Genomic DNA, 17,582 nt, shown 5'->3' with positions numbered 1-17,582 from the left:
GGCCCTCCTCGTACGGGATCACACCAGGTCGGCCGTGAGGCGGGCGATCGCCTCGTCCACCGTGAGCTCCTCGCGCTCGCCGGTGCGGCGGTCCTTCAGCTCCAGGACGCCGTCGGCGGAGCGGCGGCCGGCGACGAGGATCTTCGGCACGCCGATGAGCTCGGAGTCGGTGAACTTCACGCCGGGCGAGACGCCGGGACGGTCGTCGACCAGGACCCGCAGGCCCGCCGCGTTGAGCTTCTCCGAGACGTCGAGGGCCAGTTCCGTCTGGAGGGCCTTGCCCGCGGCGACGACGTGGACGTCGGCCGGGGCGATCTCGCGGGGCCAGCACAGGCCCTTGTCATCGGCGGTCTGCTCGGTGAGGGCGGCCACGGCGCGGGAGACGCCGATGCCGTACGAGCCCATCGTGACGCGGACGGGCTTGCCCTGCTGGCCCAGCACGTCGAGCTGGAAGGTGTCGGCGTACTTGCGGCCGAGCTGGAAGATGTGGCCGATCTCGATGGCGCGGTCCAGGGTGAGGCCGGTACCGCACTTGGGGCAGGGGTCGCCCTCCTCGACCACGACGACGTCGAGGTACTGGTCGACCTCGAAGTCACGGCCCGCGACGACGCTCGCAGCGTGCTTGCCCTCCTGGTTGGCGCCGGTGATCCAGGAGGTGCCGGGGGCGACCCGGGGGTCGGCGAGGTAGCGGACCTTCTCCAGGCCCTGGGGGCCGACATAGCCGCGTACCAGGTCGTCACGGCCGACGAAGTCCTCGGCGGTGACCAGCTCGACGACGGCGGGCGCCAGGTGCTCGCCGAGCTTGCCGAGGTCGACCTCGCGGTGGCCGGGGACGCCGACGGCCACGATCTCGCCGTCCACCTTGACCAGCAGGTTCTTCAGGGTGGCCGAGGCGGGGACGCCCAGGTGCGCGGCGAGGGTCTCGATGGTCGGGGTGTCGGGGGTGTCCAGCTCCTCGACCGCGCCGTGCGCCGAGCCGTCGACCGGGGCGAGCGCGAAGATCACGGCCTCGGTGTTGGCTGCGTAGTCGCAGTTGGGGCAGTCCGCGAAGGTGTCCTCACCGGCGGCGGCGGGCGCCAGGAACTCCTCGGAGGCGGAGCCGCCCATCGCGCCGGAGACGGCGGAGACGACGCGGTGGTCCAGGCCGAGGCGCTCGAAGATCTTGATGTACGCGGCCCGGTGCAGCGCGTAGGAGTGCGCGAGGCCCTCGTCGGTGGTGTCGAAGCTGTACGAGTCCTTCATCTGGAACTCGCGGCCGCGGAGCACGCCCGAGCGGGGGCGCGCCTCGTCGCGGTACTTCGTCTGGATCTGGTAGAGCATCACCGGCAGGTCCTTGTAGGACGTGCACTGGTCCTTGACGGTCTGGGTGAAGATCTCCTCGTGGGTGGGGCCGAGGAGGTAGTCGCCGCCCTTGCGGTCCTGGAGGCGGAAGAGCAGGTCGCCGTACTCCTCCCAGCGGCCGGACGCCTCGTAGGGCTCCTTGGGCAGCAGGGCGGGCAGCAGGACCTCCTGGGCGCCGATGGCGTCCATCTCCTCGCGCACGACGTTGGAGATGTTGTCCAGGACCTTCTTGCCGAGCGGCAGCCAGGACCAGATGCCGGCCGCGTTGCGGCGCACGTACCCGGCGCGGACCAGCAGCTTGTGGCTGAGCGTCTCGGCGTCCGCCGGGTCGTCGCGCAGTGTCTTGATCATCAATCGGGACATGCGCTGGACCTGGGCCATGATGAACTCCTGCTCGCAAGGGTGGTGAGCCCGAGGTTAACCGGGCGGTGCGGGCAGGCGGAAATCCATTCAGTCGCCGCGCAGCAGCGGCAGGGGCGCACCCATCACGGCGTACGGGAGCGAGGCGCTGGGGAAGACCACCTGGCGGGCCAGGTCGCGGTAGCCGAGCGCGCGGTACAGGGCGCGGGCGGGGCTGTCCTTGTCGATCGCGGAGAGGATCGAGCGGGGGTGCGGGACGGCGTCGGTGATGGTGGTGATCAGGGTGCGGCCGATGCCGTGCTGCTGGTGGTCGGGGTGGACGTGGAGCTCGGTGATGACGAAGGAGTCGTCGAGCCAGCCGTCGGAGCCGGTGGCCCTGAGGTAGGGCTCGACGACGGTGGACCACCAGTGGGCGCGGTCGTTGGGCAGTCCGTAGACGAAGCCGACGAGCCGCCCGTCGGGGGTGAGGGCGCCGAGGGCGCGGGCCCCGGGGTGGTCGAGGTGTCGCAGGACGATGTGGCGGCGTACGTCGATCTCGTCCTGGCTGAGCCCGAAGGCCGCCGCCTGGACGTGGAGGGCTTCGTCCACGCGTGCGGCCAGGTCGAGGGGGCCGACCTCGATGCCGGAGTGCGCGGGGCCGTTCCCGGTGACTGCTGGTGCCATGCCGGAACCCTACTGGCCGGGGCGGGCGGGCCGGAACGGGCGGCGGCCGGGAAGCGCCCCCGGCAAGGGGCCGTTCAGAACAGGACGCTCATGAAGGTGCCGGTCTCGCGGAAGCCGACGCGGCGGTAGGCCTTGCGGGCGGGGGTGTTGTAGTCGTTCACGTACAGGCTGACGACGGGGGCGACATCGGCCAGGGCGTAGCGCAGGACGGCTGCCATGCCGGTCTCGGACAGGCCCTTGCCGCGGTGTTCGGGGGCGACCCAGACGCCCTGGATCTGGCAGGCCCGGGGGGTGGCGGCGCCGATCTCGGCCTTGAAGACGACCTTGCCGTCGTCGATCCGGGCGAAGGAGCGCCCGGCGCCGATGAGTTCGGCAACGCGGGCCTGGTAGAGGAGGCCGCCGTCCCCGGCGAGCGGGGAGATGCCGACCTCCTCGGTGAACATCGCCACGCAGGCCGGCATCAGGACCTCGGTCTCGTCCTTGCGGATGCGGCGGACGAGCGGATCGGGGGTGACGTCGGCGGAGGGGCTCTCGGTGACCATGAGGGGCTGGTTGGCGCGGACCTCGCGGGCGGGGCCCCAGCCCGGCTCCAGGAGCCGCCAGAGCAGGGCGGTGGGTTCGGCGGGGCCGACGATCGAGGAGCAGCGGCGGCCGGCCCGGCGGGCCCGGTCGGCGAAGGCGCGTACGGCTTCGGGGCCGGCGCAGATGGGGACGAGGTTGGCGCCGGCGTAGCAGAGGGAGCGGAGCCTGCCGTCGGCGTACCAGCCCCACATCTCGCCACCGAGGCGCCAGGGGTCGAGCCCGGCGACCTGCACGCGGGACGCGACGAAGGCGTTGGCCACGGGCTCGCTCTCCAGGATGGCGAGCGCTGCGCCGAGGTCGCTGGGTTCGAGGACCCGGGTGGTGGTCTGCGTCAACACGAGGGGGCCTCACCATGCGGTCTGCTGATTTCCGCACTGTACCCAACAAGGCCCTGGAACGCTGCCCGGGTCCGGAAGCGGGCTCCTGGACCGGCCTTGGACACGCCGCCGCCCCGCCGGGCGCGGGGCTCGGCGGGGCGGCGGCGACGGGGGAGAGTCACGGGTCAGCTGATGGAGACCTGGGGCTCGCCGGACGCGATACCGTCCTTCTCCATCTGCTCGGCGATCTTCAGGGCTTCCTCGATGAGGGTCTCGACGATCTTGGACTCGGGCACGGTCTTGATGACCTCGCCCTTGACGAAGATCTGGCCCTTGCCGTTGCCGGAGGCGACACCGAGATCGGCCTCACGGGCCTCGCCGGGGCCGTTGACGACGCAGCCCATCACCGCGACGCGCAGCGGGACCTCCATGCCCTCCAGACCGGCGCTGACCTGGTCGGCGAGCTTGTAGACGTCGACCTGGGCGCGGCCGCAGGACGGGCAGGAGACGATCTCCAGGCGGCGCTGCTTCAGGTTCAGCGCCTCCAGGATCTGCAGGCCCACCTTGACCTCCTCGGCCGGCGGGGCCGAGAGGGAGACGCGGATGGTGTCGCCGATGCCCTCGGAGAGCAGGGCGCCGAACGCGACGGCCGACTTGATGGTGCCCTGGAACGCCGGACCGGCCTCGGTGACGCCGAGGTGGAGCGGGTAGTCGCTCTGGGCGGCGAGCTGGCGGTAGGCGTTGACCATCACGACCGGGTCGTTGTGCTTGACCGAGATCTTGATGTCGCCGAAGCCGTGCTCCTCGAAGAGGGACGCCTCCCACAGGGCCGACTCGACGAGGGCCTCGGGGGTGGCCTTGCCGTACTTCTTCAGAAGCCGCGCGTCCAGGGAGCCGGCGTTGACGCCGATCCGGATCGGGGTGCGGGTCTCGCCGGCCGCCTTGGCGATCTCCTTGACCTTGTCGTCGAACTGCTTGATGTTGCCGGGGTTCACGCGGACCGCGGCGCAGCCCGCGTCGATCGCGGCGAAGACGTACTTCGGCTGGAAGTGGATGTCGGCGATCACCGGGATCTGCGACTTCCGGGCGATCGTGGCGAGCGCGTCGGCGTCGTCCTGGGTCGGGCAGGCGACCCGGACGATCTGGCAGCCGGACGCGGTCAGCTCGGCGATCTGCTGGAGCGTGGCACCGATGTCCGATGTCCGTGTCGTCGTCATCGACTGCACGGAAACGGGCGCGTCGCCGCCGACCGCGACCGATCCGACCTGGATCTGTCGGCTGACCCTTCGGTCGGCGAGCTTGGTCGGAACGGCCGGCATTCCGAGAGAAATCGCAGTCATGCGCTGTGCATCCCCAAGGTGTGGATCAAGGTCCCGAAATCGGCGGGCTCCGGGCTTCGAGGTTACGGCACCGCGGCCGGGACGCACGCACCGTATGGACAAGTCCACCAGAAGGTGACCGACCGGACACAACGCGTGTGTCCGGTCGTCACTCATGGGGCTGAAGGGGAGGTCACCGGCCGAGGGTCAGCTGATCTTGACCGGGTTCACGATGTCGGCCACCAGGACCAGCAGCGTGAAGCAGATGAAGAGTCCGGCCACCACATAGGCGACCGGCATCAGCTTGGCCACGTCGAACGGGCCCGGATCGGGGCGCCGGAAGACCTTGGCCACTTTGCGCCGCAGCGACTCCCAGAGCGCGCCCGCGATGTGCCCCCCGTCGAGGGGGAGCAACGGCAGCATGTTGAAGAGGAACAACGACAGGTTGAAGCCCGCGAGCAGGAACAGCATCATGGCGACCTGGTTCTGCGCCGGGATGTCCAAATTCATCACCTCCCCGCCGATCCGGGCCGCGCCCACCACACCGACCGGTGAGTCGTCGGCGCGTTCGCCGTCGCTGAAGGCGGCGTTCCACAGGTCCGGGATCTTGGAGGGGAGGTCGATGATCGCGTGGACGCCGTTCTCGATCATGTCGCCCATGCGCACGACGGAGTCGCCGAAGGAGAGCGGCACGATCTCCGTCCGAGCGGCGAAGCCGAGATAGCCCGCCTTGACGAACTGCTCGGGGATGACCTCCCCGTCGGCGTCCTTCTTCGCCACGGCGTTCTCGCGCAGGACGGCGTCGAGGGTCACCTCCTGGCCGCCGCGCTCGACGGTGATCGCGGCGGGGCCGATCGTGCCGCGGATCAGGTCGGAGAGCGTCGCCCAGTCGTCGACCCTCCTGCCGTCGAAGGCGACGATCCTGTCGCCTTCCTTCAGACCGGCCGCCTTGGCCGGGGAGACCGCGTCGGATGCCTTGCAGGTGTCACGGTTCTCGCTCTGCGAGATCACGCACTGCTGTACGCCGGCGACCTCGGTGGTCTGCGTCTGGAAGCCGAAGGTCATCGCGACGCCCATGAAGATCGCGACGGCGAGGATCAGGTTCATGAACGGGCCGGCGAACATCACGATGACGCGCTTCCACGGCCTGCGCGTGTAGAAGAGCCGCTTCTCGTCGCCGGGTTCGAGCTCCTCGTACGCGGCGGAGCGGGCGTCCTCGATCATGCCGCGCCAGGGCGAGGTGGAGCGGGCTTCGAGCCGGCCGTCCGCGCCGGGCGGGAACATCCCGATCATGCGGATGTAGCCGCCGGCCGGGATGGCCTTGATCCCGTACTCGGTGTCGCCCCGCTTCTTCGACCAGAGCGTGGGGCCGAATCCGACCATGTACTGCGGGACCCGGATGCCGAACATCTTGGCCGTGGAGAGATGGCCCAGCTCGTGCCAGGCGATGGAGAAGAGCAGGCCGACGACGAAGACGGCGATCCCCAGGACCGTCAGCAGGATCGAGGTCAGACTCATGCGCGCGCCTCCGCTGTCGCTTTCGCCGAGAGTTCCCGGGCCCGTGCGCGGGCCCAGGTTTCCGCTTCGAGGACGTCCGCGACGCTGAGCGGGGTTCCCGGGGCGGGGGTGCCGTGTTCGGACACCACAGCGGTGACCGTATCCATGATTCCGTTGAAGGGCAGCTGTCCGGCGAGGAAGGCGTCGACGCACTCCTCGTTCGCCGCGTTGAAGACGGCGGGTGCCGTGGAGCCGAGCGTACCGACGTGGCGGGCGAGGCCGACCGAGGGGAAGGCCTCGGTGTCCAGCGGGAAGAACTCCCAGCTTGAGGCCTTCGACCAGTCGAAGGCGGGGGCCGCGTCCGGGACCCGCTGGGGCCAGCCGAGGCCGATGGCGATCGGTCCGCCCATGTCCGGCGGCGTGGCCTGGGCGAGGGTCGAGCCGTCGGTGAACTCGACCATGGAGTGCACGTAGGACTGCGGGTGGACCACGACCTCGATGCGGTCGAAGGGGATGTCGTAGAGGAGGTGCGCCTCGATGACCTCCAGCCCTTTGTTGACCAGCGTCGCGGAGTTGATCGTGATCACCGGGCCCATGGCCCAGGTGGGGTGGGTCAGGGCCTGCTCGCGGGTGACGTCGGCCAGTTCCTCGCGCGTACGGCCCCGGAAGGGCCCGCCGGAGGCGGTGACGACGAGCTTGCGGACATCGGCGCGGGTTCCGGCGGCCAGCGCCTGGAAGAGCGCGGCGTGCTCGGAGTCGACCGGGATGATCTGACCGGGGGCGGCGAGCGCCTTCACCAGCGGGCCGCCGACGATCAGCGACTCCTTGTTGGCGAGGGCGAGCGTGCGGCCCGCCTTCAGCGCGGCCAGGGTCGGGGCGAGCCCGATGGAGCCGGTGATCCCGTTGAGCACGGTGTGGCAGTCGCTCGCGGCGAGTGTGGCCGCCGCGTCGGGCCCGGCGAGGATCTCGGGGAGCGGCTCGCCGGCCCCGTACCGCTCGCGCAGCGCCTCGCGCAGGGCGGGGACCGCGTCCGGGGCGGCGACGGCGACCGTGCTCACCCGCAGCAGGTAGGCCTGCTCGGCGAGGAGGGCGGTCCGGCCGCCGGCGGCCGAGAGCGCGGTGACCCGGAAGCGGTCGGGGTTGCGCAGGACCAGGTCGATGGCCTGGGTGCCGATGGACCCGGTGGAGCCGAGGATCACGAGATCCCGGCGGCCGTCCGCGGCGTCGAAGAGGAGATGCGGATCGGCGAGGGGGGCGGGGCTGTCGCTCATGCCCCCCATTGTTGCCGCTCCGGCTGTGCGTGGGGACAGCGCGTCCCGGTGGGGCGTACCTCCCGTGCGGAGGGGCGCGCCCGCACGCCGGACGTGCCCCTCCGTGTCCGCATCCGCGGCCTTCGGATCAGTGCACCGGCCGGTGCTGGTTCTCCTCGGCGGAGGGTCCGGGGGTGGCGTCCGCGATCCAGGGGCCTTCGCCGCTCGGGTCGATGACGCCCTCCTCCAGCCAGGCGTACGTACCGGCCAGCACGCCGTCGACCACGCGCCGGTCCAGGTCGTCGGTGTTCGACCACAGGCGGGTGAACAGCTCCTCGACCCGGACCCTGGACTGGTGGCAGAAGGCGTCGGCGAGCTGGTAGGCCTCGCGGCCGTGCTCCCCGGCGCCCCGCAGGTGTTCGGCCCGTACGCAGGCGGCGCTCATCGCGAAGAGTTCGGCGCCGATGTCGACGATCCGGCCGAGGAAGCCCTGCTTGGTCTCCATCCGGCCCTGCCAGCGGGACATGGCGTAGAAAGTGGACCGGGCGAGTTTGCGCGAGGAGCGCTCCACGTAGCGGAGGTGCCCGGAGAGGTCGCGGTGGCCGGAGGGGTTGAACTCGGCGTACGTACCCGGGAGCTGTCCGGCCCCCGTGACGAGCTGGGGCAGCCAGCGGGCGTAGAAGCCGGCCGCGTCGGCTCCCGCCCTGGCCTTTGCGGAGAGCGGCTTCTCCGGGTCGATGATGTCGCCCGCGACCTTGAGGTGGGCGTCCACGGCCTCCCGGGCGATCAGCAGGTGCATGATCTCGGTGGAGCCCTCGAAGATCCGGTTGATCCGCATGTCCCGGAGCATCTGCTCGGCGGGGACGGCGCGCTCGCCCCGGGCGGCCAGCGACTCGGCGGTCTCGAAGCCGCGCCCGCCGCGGATCTGGACCAGTTCGTCGGCGATCAGCCAGCCCATCTCGGAGCCGTACAGCTTGGCGAGGGCGGCCTCGATACGGATGTCGTTGCGGTCCTCGTCGGCCATCTGCGAGGAGAGGTCGACGATCGCCTCCAGGGCGAAGGTGGTGGCCGCGATGAAGGAGATCTTCGCGCCGACCGCCTCGTGCCGGGCGACGGGCCGGCCCCACTGCTCCCGCACGGTGGACCATTCGCGGGCGATCTTCAGGCTCCACTTCCCGGCGCCGACGCACATGGCGGGCAGCGAGAGGCGCCCGGTGTTGAGGGTGGTCAGGGCGATCCTCAGCCCGGCGCCCTCGGGGCCGATGCGGTGGGCGGCGGGGACCCGGACCTGGTGGAACCGGGTGACCCCGTTCTCGATGCCGCGCAGCCCCATGAAGGCGTTGCGGTGCTCGACGGTGACGCCGGGGGCGTCCGCCTCGACGACGAACGCGGTGATGCCGCCCTTGTGCCCCTCGGAGGCCGGAACCCGGGCCATGACGACCAACAGATCGGCGACGACCCCGTTGGTGGTCCAGAGCTTCACCCCGTCCAGCAGGTAGTCGTTCCCGTCGGGCACGGCGGTGGTGGCGAGGCGGGCCGGGTCGGAGCCGACGTCGGGCTCGGTGAGCAGGAACGCGGAGATGTCGGTGGTGGCGAGCCGGGGCAGGAAGACGTCCTTCTGCTCCTGGGTGCCGAAAATCTTCAGCGGCTGCGGTACGCCGATCGACTGATGCGCCGAGAGCAGCGCACCGATCGCGGGGCTCGCGGAGCCGACCAGGGCGAGCGCCTTGTTGTAGTACACCTGGGTGAGGCCGAGACCGCCGTACTTCGTCTCGATCTTCATCCCGAGGGCACCGAGCTGCTTGAGACCGGCGATCACCTCATCGGGGATCTTCGCCTCGCGCTCGATCCGGGCGCTGTCGATGTGCGTCTCGCAGAACGTGCGCAGCCGCGCCAGGAACTCCTCGCCGCGCCGGATGTCGTCGGGCGGCGGCTGGGGGTGCGGATGGATCAGGTCGAGCCGGAAGCGCCCGAGGAACAGCTCCTTGGCGAAGCTGGGCTTGCGCCAGTCCTGCTCACGGGCGTCTTCGGCGACCTTGCGCGCCTCACGCTCGGTGACCTTGGGGGCCTTGGGGACCTGGGGGGTGTTGTGTGGTGCGGACATGCCGGGCCTCACCTCGCCGCGCGTCACCGGGGCGGACGGGCACCTGGACGCACGGACTGCTAGTCGCTGCCTACTGGTCCGTATGTAACCCCTGTACCCGCGGTTCGGCACCCGCACCGGCCCCGATCGGGCCCCGGGGCGCCGAGAGCCCGCCACTTCTCGGACGATCCGAGTGCCGGCGCAGGTCGGCGGCGGCCCAGCGGAAACAGCCGGAGCCCCCGCACCATGGGCTCCGGCCGTTCTTTTCGCGCCCCCGCCCGCGCCCGCTGTCCAGGCGGCGGCGCGGGCGGGGTCGTATCGGGGTGTTACAGGGCGAGGCCCGTGAGGACCAGGACGCGCTCGTAGGTGTAGTCGTCCATCGCGTAGCGCACGCCCTCGCGGCCGACGCCGGACTGCTTGGCGCCGCCGTACGGCATCTGGTCGGCGCGGTACGAGGGGACGTCACCGATGATCACGCCGCCGACCTCCAGGGCGCGGTGGGCGCGGAAGGCGGTCTGGATGTCGTGGGTGAAGACGCCCGCCTGGAGGCCGTACTTGGAGGAGTTGACGGCGGCGAACGCCTCGGCCTCGCCGTCGACCTTCTGGAGGGACATGACCGGGCCGAAGACCTCTTCGCAGGAGAGCTGCACGTCGTCGGGGAGGGAGGCCAGGACCGTCGGGGCGTAGGTGGCGCCGTCGCGCTTGCCGCCGGTGAGCAGCTCCGCGCCGCCCTGAACGGCCTCGTCGACCCAGGACTCGACGCGCTGGGCGGCGTCCTCGCTGACCAGGGGGCCCACGTCGGTGGCGACGTCGGCCGGGTCGCCGGTGACCAGGGCCTCGACGGCGGCGACGATCTTCGGCACGAGCCGGTCGTAGACCGAGGCGTCGGCGATGACGCGCTGCACCGAGATGCAGGACTGGCCGCCCTGGTAGTTGGAGAACGTGGCGATCCGGGTGGCCGCCCAGTCCAGGTCCTCGTCCGAGGCGTAGTCGCCGAGGACGACGGCCGCGCCGTTGCCGCCCAGCTCAAGGGTGCAGTGCTTGCGGGGCACCGACTCCATGATCGCGTAGCCGACCGGGCCCGAGCCGGTGAAGGAGATGACCGGCAGGCGCTCGTCCTGGACCAGGGCGGGCATCTTGTCGTTCGGGACCGTCAGGACGGACCAGGAGCCGGCCGGGAGGTCGGTCTCGGCCAGCAGCTCGCCCAGGACCAGGGAGGAGATCGGGGTGGCGGGGGCCGGCTTCAGGATGATCGGGGCGCCTACCGCGATGGCCGGGGCGACCTTGTGGGCGCTGAGGTTCAGCGGGAAGTTGAAGGGTGCGATGCCGAGGACGGCTCCGCGCGGGAAGCGCCGGGTCAGCCCGAGGCGGCCGGTGCCCCCGAGGTCGGTGTCGAGCCGCTGGGCCTCGCCGCCGTTGAAGCGGCGGGCCTCCTCGGCCGCGAACCGGAACACGGAGATGGCTCGGCCGACCTCGCCGCGCGCCCACTTGATCGGCTTGCCGTTCTCCGCCGAGATCAGCTGGGCGATCTCCTCGGTGCGCTCCCCCAGCCGCCGTACGACGTGGTCGAGGGCCGCGGCCCGCACGTGTGCCGGGGTCGCTGCGAACTCGTCCCGTACGGCGTGGGCGGCGGCGACGGCCTCCTCGACCTGGGCGTCGGTCGGCACGCTGACGGTGCCGACGAGGCGTCCGTCGTACGGGTTGGTGACGTCGAAGCTGTCGGCACCGGTGGCCTGGCGGCCGGCCACCCAGAAGGCGTGGGGCGAAGTCATGGAGGTTCCGGCCCTTCGGAGGTCGTGACGGAAGTCGTGACGAAGACGTGACGGAAGACGTGACGGAGGTGGCGGGCGCCCGGGAGGGGCTGCCCCTCTGTGGTCCCACGGTAGAGCGGGGAGGTGGGGATGGTGTTTAGCCGGGGTGGAGTGGGGTGGGGGGCCGGTGCTCCGAATTGGCCAGGGGCACGAAGGTGGACGGGCCTACTCCTCGGCCGGTGCCGCCGCCTCGGTCGCCTTCAGCGCGAGCCACAGCTCCATCCGGACGTCCGGGTCGTCCAGCGAGCGGCCCAGGATCTCCTCCACCCGGCGCATCCGGTAGCGCAGGGTGTGCCGGTGCACGCCGAGGTCGGCGGCGGCAGCGTCCCACTGGCCGTGGCGGGAGAGCCAGGCGCGCAGGGAGGCCACGAGATCACCGCGGCCCTTGGCGTCGTGCTCGTACAGGGCGCGGAGCATGCCGTCGGCGAAGGCCCGTACGGCGTCATCGGCCAGGAGTGGCAGCACCGAACCGGCCGCCAGCTCCTCGTGCTCGACCAGGGCCCTGCCTCGGCGGCGGGCGACCGAGAGGGCCTGCTCCGCCTGCTTGTACGCGGCGGAGACGGCGATCGGGCCGCAGGGGGCGGAGAGTCCGACCACCACGTCGCTGTCCTCGGCGCCTCCCTCGCGCGGGGCGCGGTCGTCCTGGGCCTCGGCGTAGGCCGCGCAGGCGGCGACGGCGGCACCGCCGTCGGCCGCCAGCACCACGACCCGCCCACCCTCGGGGACCATGAGCAGCGCCTCGCCGGAGCGGGCGGCGGCGGCCTCCATCGTCTCGGTGAGCAGGTCGAACCCGGCGGGCGCGGCCGCCTCCGCGATCAGCAGCCGGAAGGGGGCGTCGAGGAGGCCGCCGTACAGGTCTCCGGCGACCGCCCGGGCGTGGTCGGGCTGCCCGGCCAGCAGCATGCGCAGTACGGCGGCGCCCAGGCGCTGTTCGGCGCCCTGGAGGGAGCGGGAGCGGGCGGTGGTCAGGGTGAGCAGGGCGACGGCGGAGTGCACGGCGTACCGCTCGGCGGTGCCCAGCGCCGCTCCCGTACCGACGGCCAGCGCCCCGCGCGCCCGGCGGCCGGTGCCCAGCGACTGGAGCTCGACCCGGTCCTCGCTGTCGCCGACGACGACGCTGGCGGGGGCGGGCCTGTCCCGCAAGCGCTGGACGTCGGGGGTGAGGCGGGCGGCCCGGCGGGCGGCCCAGTCGGGGGCGGCTGCGAGCACCGCGCCGGAGGTGTCGTACAGCGCGGCCCAGCCGTCGATGTGGACGGCCAGACGGGCCAGCAGGTCGGTAGGGCCGTCCCCGGCGAGCGCCGCCTTCGTCAGTTCGCGCTGGGCCTCGAAGCCGGCGGTGACCGCGCGGTACTGGTCGGCGGCGATGGCGGCGGAGACGGCCTTGCTGATGGCGAGGAACGGGGTGCGGCGGGGCACTTCGAGGAGCGGCAGGCCCTCTTCCTCGGCGGCCTCGACGAGGGCGGCCGGGATGGCCTCGTAGTTCACCCCGACCGCGAAGCCGACCCCGGCGACCCCGGCACCGGCCAGCCGCCGCACGTACCGCCGCATGGACTCGGCGTTCTCGGCGTCCAGGTTGGTGGCGGTCACGAGGAGCAGTTCGCCGCCGTCCATGTACGGGACGGGGTCGGCGAGCTCGCTGGCGTGCGCCCAGCGCACCGGGGTGTCGAGCCGGTCCGCGCCGGCCCGCACGGTGAGCTTGAGCGCCGAGTGCTGGACGAGCGAGGTGAGCGTGGGGGGCATGGGACCGGGAACCCTCGAGGTCGGTGACGCCTGGCCGGGGGGCGTTCCGCCGGCCGGATCGGTGGTGGGTATTGCGCCGTCCCGTATGAACGGCTGGCACCGATTCTGCCAGGGCGGCAGAGTTCCGGTAACCGCTCTCAGCCACCGGACGCCCTACTCGCGGGTAGCGGTTCTCAGCCGCCCAGCTCCACCAGCAGCGGCGGTGCGTGCTCGCCCTCGACCGTGGTCAGCCGCACCACCGCGTGCCCGGCGGGGACCGCGTACGCCAGCTCCGAGGCCGACCAGCGTTCCTTCTCCACCTGCCGGACGGTCACCGCGTCCGTGGTCACCGCCCTGCCGGTGACGAGCTTGCGCAGCGCGTGCAGGGCGCGGGTGAAGGGCTGGTCGGCGAAGACGGTGTGCTGGGCGACCTCGCGGGTCTCCACCCATTCCTTGCCCCAGGCCTCGGCGAAGCGTTTGCCGTCCCAGGTGGTGATGCCGGAGAAGGCGGCCGTGCAGCCGACCGCGCCGAGCAGCGGGGTGTGCAGGGGTTCGGGGACGTCGTCGACCGTACGCAGGGTGAGGACCGCCCCCGCGTTGACCGAGCGCAGCCGGCGGATGCCCCGTACGGTCTCGGCGGTCACCGCGTGGGTCGCATCGTCCAGGACCAGGCCGACGAAGAGCGTGGTGTCGGTGCGGGCGGCGGTGATCGCGGTGAACTGGGCGAGGAGGAGGCGGGTGAGGAGGCGGGACGCCTCCGCGTGGCCGCGCTCCGGCAGGTCGACACGGACCCGCAGCGGGTACTGGCCGAGCGAGCGCAGCGCGAAGGGGCGGGCGTCCGGGCCGGCGGCGAAGAACCCGGCGAACGCGGGCCGGTCGAGCAGCGCGACCCGGTCCGCGAGGGCCGGTGCGGGGTCGCCGGGGCCGCCCGCCTGCCGGGTACGGGCCTCCAGCTCGCGGAGCATCGCCTGGTGCCCGGCGGCTTCGAGGGTGGCGCGGAGTCCGGCGAGGGCCTCCGGGGAGCCGTCGAGGAGTTCGCGCAGTTCGGGCACGGAGGGGAAGTGGCCGTGGGCGGCCCGGTAGGGGCCGAGCAGCTGGGCGAGAACGGTGGCGGCGCGGCGGCTGTCCAGGCTGCCGACGTCGCCGACGAGCCCCTCCGCGAGGACAGCGGCGGCCTCATCGGGATCGGTGGTGCCGCCGTACAGGTCGAGGTCGTGGGCGGAGGCGGGGTTGCCGACGCGTACGACGACGTCGAAGGCGTCGTCCGGGCCGACGGGCGCGCCCGCGCCGCCGACGGCGAGTACGGCCGCCGCCCCGGCCAGGGCGCGCAGCCCGAGGGCCTCGACGACGGGCCGCACCAGGCGGGCGGACTTCCCGGACCCCGGCGGTCCGACGGCCAGCAGCGAGGTGCCCAGCAGCGTCGGGTCCAGGGCGATCCCGGTGGACCGGCGGGCGTAGGGGTTGTGCGGGTCCTCCGCGCAGCGGCCGATCCGGACCTGGCCGGTGAGCACGTCGTGGCGGGCGGTGCGGTGGGGCAGGTCGCGCTGCCCTGAAGGGTGCAGGGCGGCCGCTCCCCCGGTGCGCAGGACGGCTTCGGCGAGGGGGGCGAGGCGGTCGGGGCTGCGGGTGGCCTGCGCCCAGGCGTGGCGCAGGCGGGCCACGTCCACGTCGTTCATCCGGCCGGTGCGGACCTCGGCGGTGAGGGTGTCCGCCGCGTCGGTCCAGCCCGCCGCGCGCAGTTCGGGCCACTGGTCGGCGGAGGTCGCGGTGGCGGGGGCCGATGAGCTGTCGGCCGGGGCGGGCGGGGAGCCGTTCCGGCGGGCGGCGATCAGTTCGCGCCAGCGGCCGAGGCGGGCGAAGGGATACAGGACGGCGACGGCGATCAGGGCGTAGACGACGTTGACGACGCTCTGGCTCTGGTAGATCTCGCCGCCCGCGACGGCGGCGACCAGGACCAGGACCGGGCGGACGACCGGCAGGGTCTCGTTCCAGACGAGGAGCTGGGTGAGGCCCGCCGCGACGGCCGCCGCGAGGGCGAGGAACGGCTGCCCACGGCGGACGGCATGGCGGCGGAAGAGTTCGGAGAAGTTGCCGATCCGGCCGCAGCCGTAGGCGAGCAGCCCGAAGAGGAGGGCCTCGTACACCGTGAGGGCGTCGCTGCCCTCGATGGTGCGGGGGCCGCCGCCGGTGCCCGGGTTCCACCACTCGCCCGGGGTGAAGAGCTTGAGCGGGACGAGCCGGTACGGGAGGTAGCCGTTGCGCCAGAGCGACCAGAGGAGGAGGGCGGAGAGGAGGGAGATGAGGGCGCCGACGAGGAGGGAGCGGTCGGAGACCTCGGCGTCCTGCTCGGGCGGGCGCGGTGTGAACCCGAACCGCCAGACGCCGGGGGCCTGGGGTGGGCGGGGCGTACGGAGCCAGGCGTCCAGGGCGGGGGGCCCGGCGACCGGCTGCTCGACGGGGGGCGGTGAGGCGAGGGGCGGTGAGGCGAGGGGCGGGCCGGCCGGGCGCGGCGGGGAGGTCCGGGCGGAGGGCGGCCCGGATCGCGGTGCCGAAGGCTGCCCGGGCGCCGACGCCCAAGGCTCGGCGGGCACCGGCGGCCCACCCCAGGAGGTTCCCGGCTCCCCCACCGGCTGCCCACCCCACGAGGCCCCCGGCTCCCCCGGCGGCGGCCCACCCCAGGAGGCCCCGGGCCCGACGGGCACCGGCGGCCTACCCCAGGAGGTTCCCAGCTCCCCTTGCGGCTGCCCACCCCAGGAGGCCCCACGCTCGGCGGGCACCGGCGGCCGACCCCACGAGGCCCCCGGCTCCCCCACCGGCGGCCCACCCCGCGAAGCCCCCGGCTCCCCCGGCGGTTCCACCCGCGGCGGGGCGGTCGGCGGTGGTGGCACGGCCGGTCCCGGCACCTTGTCCGCGCTCGCGCCCCGTACGCCCCGCGTGCCCTCGTCGTCCATGAACCACTGCCCCCTTGACCTGCCGGTCCGTCCACTGCCCCGGTCAATCTAGTGCGCGCACACGGGGAGTTCAGCAACCCGCCCGAAGAGTGACCGTCCCGGACCGCCCCGGACCCGCATCGCACCAGGTCGGCAGGGGCGCGGCCGACCAGCGGCCCGTCATCTGTCCGCGACGGACAACGACACGCGCCCACCACTCCCGATCGGAGCATGCCCGGGTACGTCCTCCGCCCCTAGCCTGCGATGAGAAGAGCGTCCGAAACACCCCCAGGAGCCCCTCATGACCGCAATCCCGCAGGAGCGCCGCGTCGTCACTGCCATCCCCGGCCCGAAGTCGGTCGAGCTGCAGGCTCGCCGTCTCGCGGCCGTCGCCGCAGGTGTGGGCTCCACCCTGCCGGTGTTCACCGCCCGCGCGGGCGGCGGGATCATCGAGGACGTGGACGGCAACCGTCTGATCGACTTCGGCTCCGGCATCGCCGTGACGTCGGTGGGCGCCTCCGCCGAGGCCGTCGTACGCCGGGCGTCCGCGCAGCTCGCGGACTTCACCCACACCTGTTTCATGGTCACGCCGTACGAGGGGTACGTCGAGGTCTGCGAGCAGCTCGCCGAGCTGACGCCGGGCGACCACGCCAAGAAGTCGGCGCTGTTCAACTCGGGCGCCGAGGCCGTCGAGAACGCGGTGAAGATCGCCCGCGCCTACACCAAGCGCACCGCCGTCGTCGTCTTCGACCACGGCTACCACGGCCGGACGAACCTCACGATGGCGCTGACGGCGAAGAACATGCCGTACAAGCAGGGCTTCGGTCCGTTCGCGCCCGAGGTCTACCGCGTCCCGGTCGCCTACGGCTACCGCTGGCCGACCGGCGCCGAGAACGCCGGTGCCGAGGCCTCCGCGCAGGCCATCGACGAGATCACCAAGCAGATCGGCGCGGAGAACGTCGCCGCGATCATCATCGAGCCGCTGCTGGGCGAGGGCGGCTTCATCGAGCCGGCCAAGGGCTTCCTCCCGGCGATCGCCCAGTTCGCCAAGGACAACGGCATCGTCTTCGTCGCGGACGAGATCCAGTCCGGTTTCTGCCGCACCGGCCAGTGGTTCGCCTGCGAGGACGAGGGCATCGTCCCGGACCTGATCACCACCGCCAAGGGCATCGCCGGCGGTCTGCCGCTCTCCGCCGTGACGGGCCGCGCCGAGATCATGGACGCCGCGCACGCCGGCGGTCTGGGCGGTACGTACGGCGGGAACCCGGTCGCCTGCGCGGGTGCGCTCGGCGCCATCGAGACCATGCGCGAGCTGGACCTGAACGGCAAGGCCAAGCGGATCGAGGAGGTCATGAAGGGCCGCCTCGCCGAGATGCGGGCCAAGCTCCCGAACGGCGACATCATCGGCGACATCCGCGGGCGCGGCGCCATGATCGCGATCGAGCTGGTGAAGTCCGGCACCAAGGACCCGAACCCGGAGGCGGCCGGCGCGCTCGCCAAGGCCTGCCACGCCGAGGGCGTCATGGTCCTGACCTGCGGCACCTACGGCAACGTCCTGCGGTTCCTGCCGCCGCTGGTGATCGGCGAGGACCTGCTGGGCGAGGGCCTCGACGTCATCGAGCAGGCTTTCGGCACGCTCTGACTCCTTCGAACCCGGAGCCGGGCGGCGGTGGCGTTTCCCGGTCGCCGTCCGGCATCCGGGTGAGGGCC

At 72.6% G+C, this 17,582-nt stretch carries 11 protein-coding genes; 1 reads left to right on the top strand and 10 read right to left on the bottom strand.

Annotated elements, in window-relative coordinates; genetic code table 11:
- Window positions 1-18: 18 nt before the first annotated feature.
- From ACIQAK_RS26895 to ACIQAK_RS26850, 10 genes are all read right to left on the bottom strand, one after another.
- Window positions 19-1,722, bottom strand: coding sequence for a proline--tRNA ligase (locus tag ACIQAK_RS26895; RefSeq protein ID WP_366387752.1), 1,704 nt, complete (start codon window positions 1,720-1,722; stop codon window positions 19-21).
- Window positions 1,723-1,791: 69 nt separating this feature from the next.
- On the bottom strand, window positions 1,792-2,364 hold the full coding sequence (locus ACIQAK_RS26890; RefSeq protein WP_366387751.1) for a GNAT family N-acetyltransferase: 573 nt from the start codon (window positions 2,362-2,364) through the stop codon (window positions 1,792-1,794).
- A 74-nt stretch (window positions 2,365-2,438) separates the two neighbouring features.
- Window positions 2,439-3,281, bottom strand: coding sequence for a GNAT family N-acetyltransferase (locus ACIQAK_RS26885; RefSeq protein WP_366387832.1), 843 nt, complete (start codon window positions 3,279-3,281; stop codon window positions 2,439-2,441).
- A 167-nt stretch (window positions 3,282-3,448) separates the two neighbouring features.
- Window positions 3,449-4,603, bottom strand: a complete 1,155-nt coding sequence (gene ispG / locus ACIQAK_RS26880; protein ID WP_366387750.1) for a flavodoxin-dependent (E)-4-hydroxy-3-methylbut-2-enyl-diphosphate synthase — start codon at window positions 4,601-4,603, stop codon at window positions 3,449-3,451.
- Between the two features lie 186 nt (window positions 4,604-4,789).
- On the bottom strand, window positions 4,790-6,100 hold the full coding sequence (locus ACIQAK_RS26875) for a site-2 protease family protein (RefSeq protein WP_366387749.1): 1,311 nt from the start codon (window positions 6,098-6,100) through the stop codon (window positions 4,790-4,792).
- Entirely contained in the window at window positions 6,097-7,350 is a 1,254-nt protein-coding gene (gene dxr / locus ACIQAK_RS26870) for a 1-deoxy-D-xylulose-5-phosphate reductoisomerase (RefSeq protein WP_366387748.1), read from the bottom strand. Before dxr ends, ACIQAK_RS26875 begins: the two co-directional genes overlap by 4 nt.
- A 127-nt stretch (window positions 7,351-7,477) precedes the next feature.
- On the bottom strand, window positions 7,478-9,433 hold the full coding sequence (locus ACIQAK_RS26865) for an acyl-CoA dehydrogenase family protein (RefSeq protein WP_366387747.1): 1,956 nt from the start codon (window positions 9,431-9,433) through the stop codon (window positions 7,478-7,480).
- A 305-nt stretch (window positions 9,434-9,738) separates the two neighbouring features.
- A complete protein-coding gene (locus ACIQAK_RS26860; RefSeq protein WP_366387746.1) occupies window positions 9,739-11,184 on the bottom strand; it encodes an aldehyde dehydrogenase family protein in 1,446 nt (481 codons plus the stop codon).
- A gap of 204 nt (window positions 11,185-11,388) precedes the next feature.
- Window positions 11,389-12,963, bottom strand: a complete 1,575-nt coding sequence (locus ACIQAK_RS26855) for a PucR family transcriptional regulator (protein WP_366387745.1) — start codon at window positions 12,961-12,963, stop codon at window positions 11,389-11,391.
- Between the two features lie 173 nt (window positions 12,964-13,136).
- A complete protein-coding gene (locus tag ACIQAK_RS26850) occupies window positions 13,137-15,533 on the bottom strand; it encodes an ATP/GTP-binding protein (protein ID WP_366387744.1) in 2,397 nt (798 codons plus the stop codon).
- A gap of 640 nt (window positions 15,534-16,173) precedes the next feature.
- Between ACIQAK_RS26850 and gabT the strand changes: the two genes are divergently transcribed.
- A complete protein-coding gene (gene gabT / locus ACIQAK_RS26845) occupies window positions 16,174-17,514 on the top strand; it encodes a 4-aminobutyrate--2-oxoglutarate transaminase (RefSeq protein WP_366387743.1) in 1,341 nt (446 codons plus the stop codon).
- The last annotated feature ends 68 nt before the right edge of the window (window positions 17,515-17,582 follow it).

It is taken from the genome of Streptomyces sp. NPDC088706, assembly GCF_044752765.1.
Taxonomy (GTDB): domain Bacteria; phylum Actinomycetota; class Actinomycetes; order Streptomycetales; family Streptomycetaceae; genus Streptomyces.
This window is presented reverse-complemented; position numbering and strand designations above follow the sequence as displayed.